Source organism: Armatimonas sp. (assembly GCF_043760365.1).
Lineage (GTDB): Bacteria > Armatimonadota > Armatimonadia > Armatimonadales > Armatimonadaceae > Armatimonas.
In genome coordinates, this window is sequence record NZ_JAYUPA010000257.1 from 1 (window position 1) to 5,667 (window position 5,667).

At 59.4% G+C, this 5,667-nt stretch carries 8 protein-coding genes; 1 reads left to right on the plus strand and 7 read right to left on the minus strand.

Annotated elements, in window-relative coordinates:
* Positions 1 to 71: 71 nt before the first annotated feature.
* The 7 genes from ACH2EH_RS06185 to ACH2EH_RS06215 form a co-directional block, all read right to left on the minus strand.
* A complete protein-coding gene (locus ACH2EH_RS06185; RefSeq protein ID WP_395139957.1) occupies positions 72 to 317 on the minus strand; it encodes a hypothetical protein in 246 nt (81 codons plus the stop codon).
* Between the two features lie 75 nt (positions 318 to 392).
* Positions 393 to 1,475, minus strand: coding sequence for a hypothetical protein (locus ACH2EH_RS06190; protein WP_395139959.1), 1,083 nt, complete (start codon positions 1,473 to 1,475; stop codon positions 393 to 395).
* 268 nt (positions 1,476 to 1,743) lie between these two features.
* Positions 1,744 to 3,075 carry a methylenetetrahydrofolate--tRNA-(uracil(54)-C(5))-methyltransferase (FADH(2)-oxidizing) TrmFO gene (trmFO, locus tag ACH2EH_RS06195; RefSeq protein WP_395139961.1) on the minus strand — a complete coding sequence of 444 codons (1,332 nt, stop codon included), beginning with the start codon at positions 3,073 to 3,075 and terminating at the stop codon, positions 1,744 to 1,746.
* Between the two features lie 58 nt (positions 3,076 to 3,133).
* On the minus strand, positions 3,134 to 3,712 hold the full coding sequence (locus tag ACH2EH_RS06200; protein WP_395139963.1) for a hypothetical protein: 579 nt from the start codon (positions 3,710 to 3,712) through the stop codon (positions 3,134 to 3,136).
* A 42-nt stretch (positions 3,713 to 3,754) separates the two neighbouring features.
* Entirely contained in the window at positions 3,755 to 4,213 is a 459-nt protein-coding gene (locus ACH2EH_RS06205) for a VOC family protein (protein ID WP_395139965.1), read from the minus strand.
* Positions 4,210 to 4,794, minus strand: coding sequence for a hypothetical protein (locus ACH2EH_RS06210; RefSeq protein ID WP_395139967.1), 585 nt, complete (start codon positions 4,792 to 4,794; stop codon positions 4,210 to 4,212). The genes ACH2EH_RS06205 and ACH2EH_RS06210 overlap by 4 nt, the downstream gene beginning before the upstream one ends.
* Positions 4,795 to 4,821: 27 nt before the next feature.
* Positions 4,822 to 5,436 carry a hypothetical protein gene (locus tag ACH2EH_RS06215; RefSeq protein WP_395139968.1) on the minus strand — a complete coding sequence of 205 codons (615 nt, stop codon included), beginning with the start codon at positions 5,434 to 5,436 and terminating at the stop codon, positions 4,822 to 4,824.
* A gap of 69 nt (positions 5,437 to 5,505) precedes the next feature.
* Between ACH2EH_RS06215 and ACH2EH_RS06220 the strand changes: the two genes are divergently transcribed.
* A partial coding sequence (locus ACH2EH_RS06220; protein ID WP_395139970.1) for an SDR family NAD(P)-dependent oxidoreductase occupies positions 5,506 to 5,667 on the plus strand: 162 nt, incomplete at its 3' end.

Genomic DNA, 5,667 nt, shown 5'->3' on the forward strand with positions numbered 1-5,667 from the left:
CAGGTCTTCTCCAGAGAATGTCCGATCCATCGGGTCTTTTCGCATCAACGATAGCTGCATAGTGGTTCCTATTATAAGCCAAACTCGGGCACTCGGCTCCGAAGCCACTCGCGCTCTCGTGTGAAGATCGGAGGCCCAACGGAAACCCAGGCACTGCGCAACGCCATCGCCGCCTGTTCCTCGCCGGTGCGCTTGTGCGTGTAGGTATGAAACGCTTTACCATCAATGCGGAGCAGCGTGTTGGTGCGGCGCGGCAAGAGAAAGCGCGTGCGGCTCTCATAGTCGCGCTTCATGCGGTCGCCTAGGTCATCTTTCATCGTGAGAGCTTTATCGGCGGCGATATGGTGGGTGCTAAAGGTGCCGCTGGTTGGAAACCGGCGTCTGCAATGGCTTCACTCCTCAGCCGCGAAGCCCGTGCCGGGCTGGGGATAGAGGAGCGCGTCGGGGACAGACACACTGGCGCGGAACCACTCGCAGAGCCCCTCGGCGAGCCATTTATCCAGCATCTCAAAGGGATCTTCGCCTCGGTAAGCGACTCGGTAGTTGACGAACTCCTCGGCGCAGTGACTGACGGAGGTCACCTCGACGCCCAGCACGACGTAGCGCTCCAACAGGCGGCGAAACGCGGAGGCACGAAACTGATCTCCCTTTCGTGGAATGCCTTTGTAGAGAACCGCTCGCTTGTAGCGATCCTGGCGTTTTTGCCGCTCGGTTGCTGCTTTGTCGGCTCGCTCCTGCTCGGCTTCCCAGACAGGACGAGTGCGCTCGCGCTCCAGAATCGCCGCAACGAGAAAATCGAGTTCTGTGTCGAGTGCTCCTTGGGAGATTAAGCTCAGCCGGGTAATCTCTGCGAAACGCCTCTCGCCAAGCTGGGTAAAGAGATCGTCACGCCGACGCTGGCGACGAGGAAAACGCCACTTACTCAGTTTTGTGGAGCAGATATGACCACACACTGTGCAGACGATCTCTTCCCCAATATCTTGAAGGGCCTTACAGCGCGGACAATGCGGCCCCGGCCCACCCAGAGTTCCGCCCGGTGTGCGCTGGACATGCAGCGTCATCTGGTTTTGCTCCGCAACCTCCAGCGTACGGAGAAAAGACGAGTAGCCCTCAGCGCGGGGCTGATTTTTCGGCTCCAGCGCTCCGAATAGATGGCGCAGCACGGAGATTCCCGCAGGGGGGATAACCGGCTCGATCCAGAGGCCATACCAGAGTGGGGTGGTCGCGGGGAAATGACGCCCCAACTCCGCACGTAGCCCGAGAGAGTCTACGATCTCATCAAACTCGTCCGGCTCTTCCCCGATAAAATTTCCGACACAGCCCGTCGGTTCTGGTGTAGTGCAGGCAGGGCAGGAGCTACAAAGAACCTGCAAGCCCTTCAGCCCGCCAATCTTAGCGTACTCTCGGTTGAGAGAATGCCCAAACGCAGGGTACATCCAGCGCCTGGGTTGCTCCAGGGTGTACCAGGATCGCACACAAACATCATCGTAAACCTGGACTGGCTTGGGTGTTCGTATTGGCACATCGCGCACAGCTTCACTATAACTGGCCGCCGCTTCCGTCTTGCCTCCCTGCCAGTCCTTCGGATTCCGCAACGGACAGGGATACGCTAGCGCCCAGAAGATGCTTGAAATAACCCGTCCCATCCGCGACAACCTCCCCAGCCCGGCACGGGCTTCGCGGCGCGGCGAAGGTTCGAACCTTCGCGAAGCGCCATTGCAGACGCCGATTTTAATCGGCGGCCTACAGCCCCGCCGACGCAAGTGCCTCGGCGAAGTCCTTCTGACCCCGTGCTCCCATGGCGCGGCCCCGCTCTTTCTTGTCGCGAATTCGGTCGCCGTCTAGCACGGGCATCATGCCCCAGTTGGCGTTCATGGGCGCGAAATCTTTATCCTTGCCCTCGTAGTTTGCGACGTAGTGCGTTAAACACCCCAGCGACGTGGTTTGTGGAAAGACAATCGGCGTTTCTAAAGTGGCGTTGAGGCCCGCGATCAGGCCCATTGCGGCGGACTCTAGGTAGCCCTCGACGCCCACGATCTGCCCGGCGAAGCGAATGCGCGGGTCGGTCTTGAGCGCGAGTGTGGCGTCTAATAAACTCGGGGAGTGGATGTAGGTGTTGCGGTGCATGACACCAAAGCGTACGAACTCCGCGTTCTCTAGGCCGGGGATGAGCTGGAGCACTTTCTTCTGCGCCCCCCACTTCATGCGCGTCTGAAAACCGACTAAGTTGTAGAGCGTCCCGGCTTTGTTCTCCTGCCGAAGCTGCACCACGGCCCACGGACGCCGCCCGGTGCGCGGGTCTTCCAGCCCGACAGGCTTGAGCGGGCCAAACGAGAGCGTTCTTTCGCCGCGCCGCGCTAGCTCCTCGACTGGCAGACACGCCTCGAAATATTTTATATCCTCGAAGTCATGAACCGGGGCCAGCTCCGCCTCAGTAATCGCCTGCCAGAGCGCCGTGTACTCCTCTTTATTCAGTGGGCAGTTCAGATACGCCGCATCGTCGCTGGTATCGGCGTCCAGCCCCTTACCTCGCCGCGATGCCCGAAAGACTTTCGAGTAGTCAATCGTGCTGGCGTCCACAATCGGGGCGACGGCATCGTAAAAATACAGATCGTAGCGCCCCGTAAGCTGGCCGATCTGCGCCGCGAGCGTATCCGACGTCAGCGGGCCGCTGGCGATAATCACCTTGCCCTCGGCAGGAATCTCCGTGGCCTCATCGCGGACAAAGTCAATATTCGGGTGCGCCAGCAAGCGCTCCGTCACCAGCTCCGAGAACGCCTCACGGTCCACCGCCAGCGCCTCGCCCGCCGGAACGGAAGTGGCGTCGGCGCAGCTCACGATAATGCTATCCAGCTTGCGCATCTCGTCTTTGAGCAGGCCACTCGCATTCGAAAGATGGTTGCTCTTAAACGAGTTCGAGCAGACAATCTCCGCCGCCTTATCGCTCTGGTGCGCCGGAGTCAGCTTCTTGGGCCGCATCTCGATCAGCCGCACCTTCGCCCCGCGCTGCGCCGCCTGCCATGCCGCCTCGCTCCCCGCCATCCCCGCCCCAATTACCGTGACATCAAAAGACATGCCCTCAGTTTACCGGATCACAAAGACTGAAGGATCGCAGGGTGTTGTTCTGCATTGCCTACTTCTCCACCAGGGTTGCCGTCAGAAACAGAAGACCGTCTGGAAGGGTGATGCGCACTTCTCGCCCGAGGGATCCAGCCTTTGTGAAGCGTGTTTTCTTGGCGGTAGGGAGGCTCTGTGGGTCACCGATCTCGCGGATAACCTCAAACGAAACGGACTTGCCATCGTCGCTGAGGTGCGGAACGATCACAAGGCTAGTCGCGAGGCCCCCTTCGCCCAGTGTCACCGTTCCTTTTTGATCGTTCCTAGTTCGCAGGCGCAGGTAGATCACATTTTCTCCTTGCTGAACAAACTGCACTTTGAGTTCCAACACCAGAGGTTTCACATCTAGCGACCGTAGAATCACTTTGAGCGCCTCCACGGCCTCCGCAGTGCCCTGAGCGATCAGAGTATTATCGGCATCGCTGGCAAGAAGATTCTCCAGCCCCGGAGGCCTCAGGCTTTTTAGAGGAGCTTTCCTCTCCAGTTGTTTTACCGCCTCAGAGGGCGGGATGTAGCGTAGCTCAATCTTGGTCAGGATTGTCTTTTCTTGAGTCGGTGTGAATAAAACAAGCGCGGGCGGGGTGATAAGTAGCATTCTGAATCCTCCACTTTCTTCACGTTTAATTTCGCAGGAAACCTATCCCCAGGACTGGAGTTCGATGATATTTCCTTCGGGGTCGGTGACGTAGCACCAGGTGACATGCACTCCGGTTGCGGTGGTCAGCGTGACGATCTCGCCGACGGGAGCGCCGCCGCTGGCGAGTACCTCGCGCTGGGCGTCGCGAACCGATGCCACTTCAAAGGCGATGTGCCCAAAGCCAGGACGGTTTACTTTGGGCGCGGGGCCGTCTTCTTCGGGGGTGTAGCTGTAGATTTCCAGAGTTGGCCCGGAGTTATCGTCGTAGCCAGGCAGACGCAGATGAACGCCGTGCAAGGTTGCCCCTGGCACACCCGTTCCCGCTTCGAGAGTGGCACCGGAATAGTCGCGCTCGGGGGGGACGGGAACACAGCTAAAAAGAGACTGATAGAACTCCGCCAGCCTGCGCCAGTCGCGGGCGATGAGGTTCGTGTGGACGTAGCGTGCCCCAGAGATCACTGTAGAGTCGCCGTGACAAAGAGGGTCTGGTTGTTGGGAAAGACAAACTTGGCCTCTGCGCCGAGCTTAACGGTCTGTACGAGCCACTTTTCATCATTGACTTTCGCGGCCACCGCCACGGTCTTGCCATCGCGGTTAAGGTGTGGGATCACAGCAACCATCTGGAGGTCGGTCGTATCACCAACTGTCATCCAGCCTTTCGCATTGCTGAACGTGGAGATCGTCGGTCGGCTTTCGGGCTTGCCTTCCTGCACCAGACGCATCGTGAGAAGCACGCTTCTGGGCGCAACATCGAGCCGTCTCAGGAGTGCCTTGAACTGTTCTTGCGCCTCGGGTGTCCCCTGAGTGATCACGGTCTGATCTGCTGGGCTGAAAAGGATATTATCCAGCCGCGCAGGTCGGAGCAGTGGCAAGGGTTTTCCTGGCATTCCGTCTTCCTGTAGTAGAGAAGCCAGCTCGGGGCTGCTCATGAGTTCCAGAAGCGCTGGCGTTCGTAGATAGGTAAGCGCGATCTTAGCCAGAACACGTTTTTCCTGAGGTTGTGTCTGCAAAACAATGGCAGGGGGTGGGGCAAGTAGCATTTTCGATCCTCCGTTTTCTTCGACCCGCTAGCGCGTCGGGCCTTCATTCTCCAGAGCCGCTGTCACAAAAAGCTCCTGACCATCGGAGAGGACGAGCTTGCTCTCGGTGCCGAGCTTTGCCTGCGCTTGTCGGAAGGTGCGGTTGGGAAATAGCACGGTCAGGAAGATGTCGCGTGTCTGAAAGCGATACTGCGAGGAGAGTGTCAGGGAGCTTCCGGTGGGGCGAGAAAAGCTCTGCTGGTCGTACTGGCGCACGGAAAGCGTCGTCTGCTGAACCGTCTTGCCATCCTGCACCAGCCGGAGCGTCAGAATCAGCTTTTTATCGAGCAGCGCGATGCGTTTCTGGAGTTCCAGGAGCCCGGCGAGGGTTCCCGTGGCGACCACAGACTGGCCGACTTGGGAGGGCATCAGGCTCTCGACCCCTGCCGCGCTCAGCTCCGCCGAGACCCAGCCCGGCGACGGTGTCTTTTGGAGCGTGGGGAGCGGCTGTGGGCGCACCACAAGGTCGTGCTCCTGCGTGGGCGGGAGCTGGCGCAGTGCAGCGAAGAGCTGGTGGGGAGCGATGGAACGAAGCGGGAACACACGGACATTGCTTTTCTGCGGCAGTGCCGTGAGCGCGATAAGAGCGGCGAAGAGAATCATAGGGTGCCTCCGGGGGAATTATAGCAGGAAAAAATACTCCCGAGCGCGAAACGGTTTGCCATGGAAACAATGGACTTAGCAGGCAAAGTGGCTTTAGTGACCGGCTCGGGGCGGGGCTTAGGTCACACGATGGCGACGCGGCTGGCGGCGCGCGGTGCGATTGTGGCGATTCATGATATCTCGTGTGAGGCTCCGGCAGAGTTTGGCGAGCACACCGACTTAGCTGCCTCG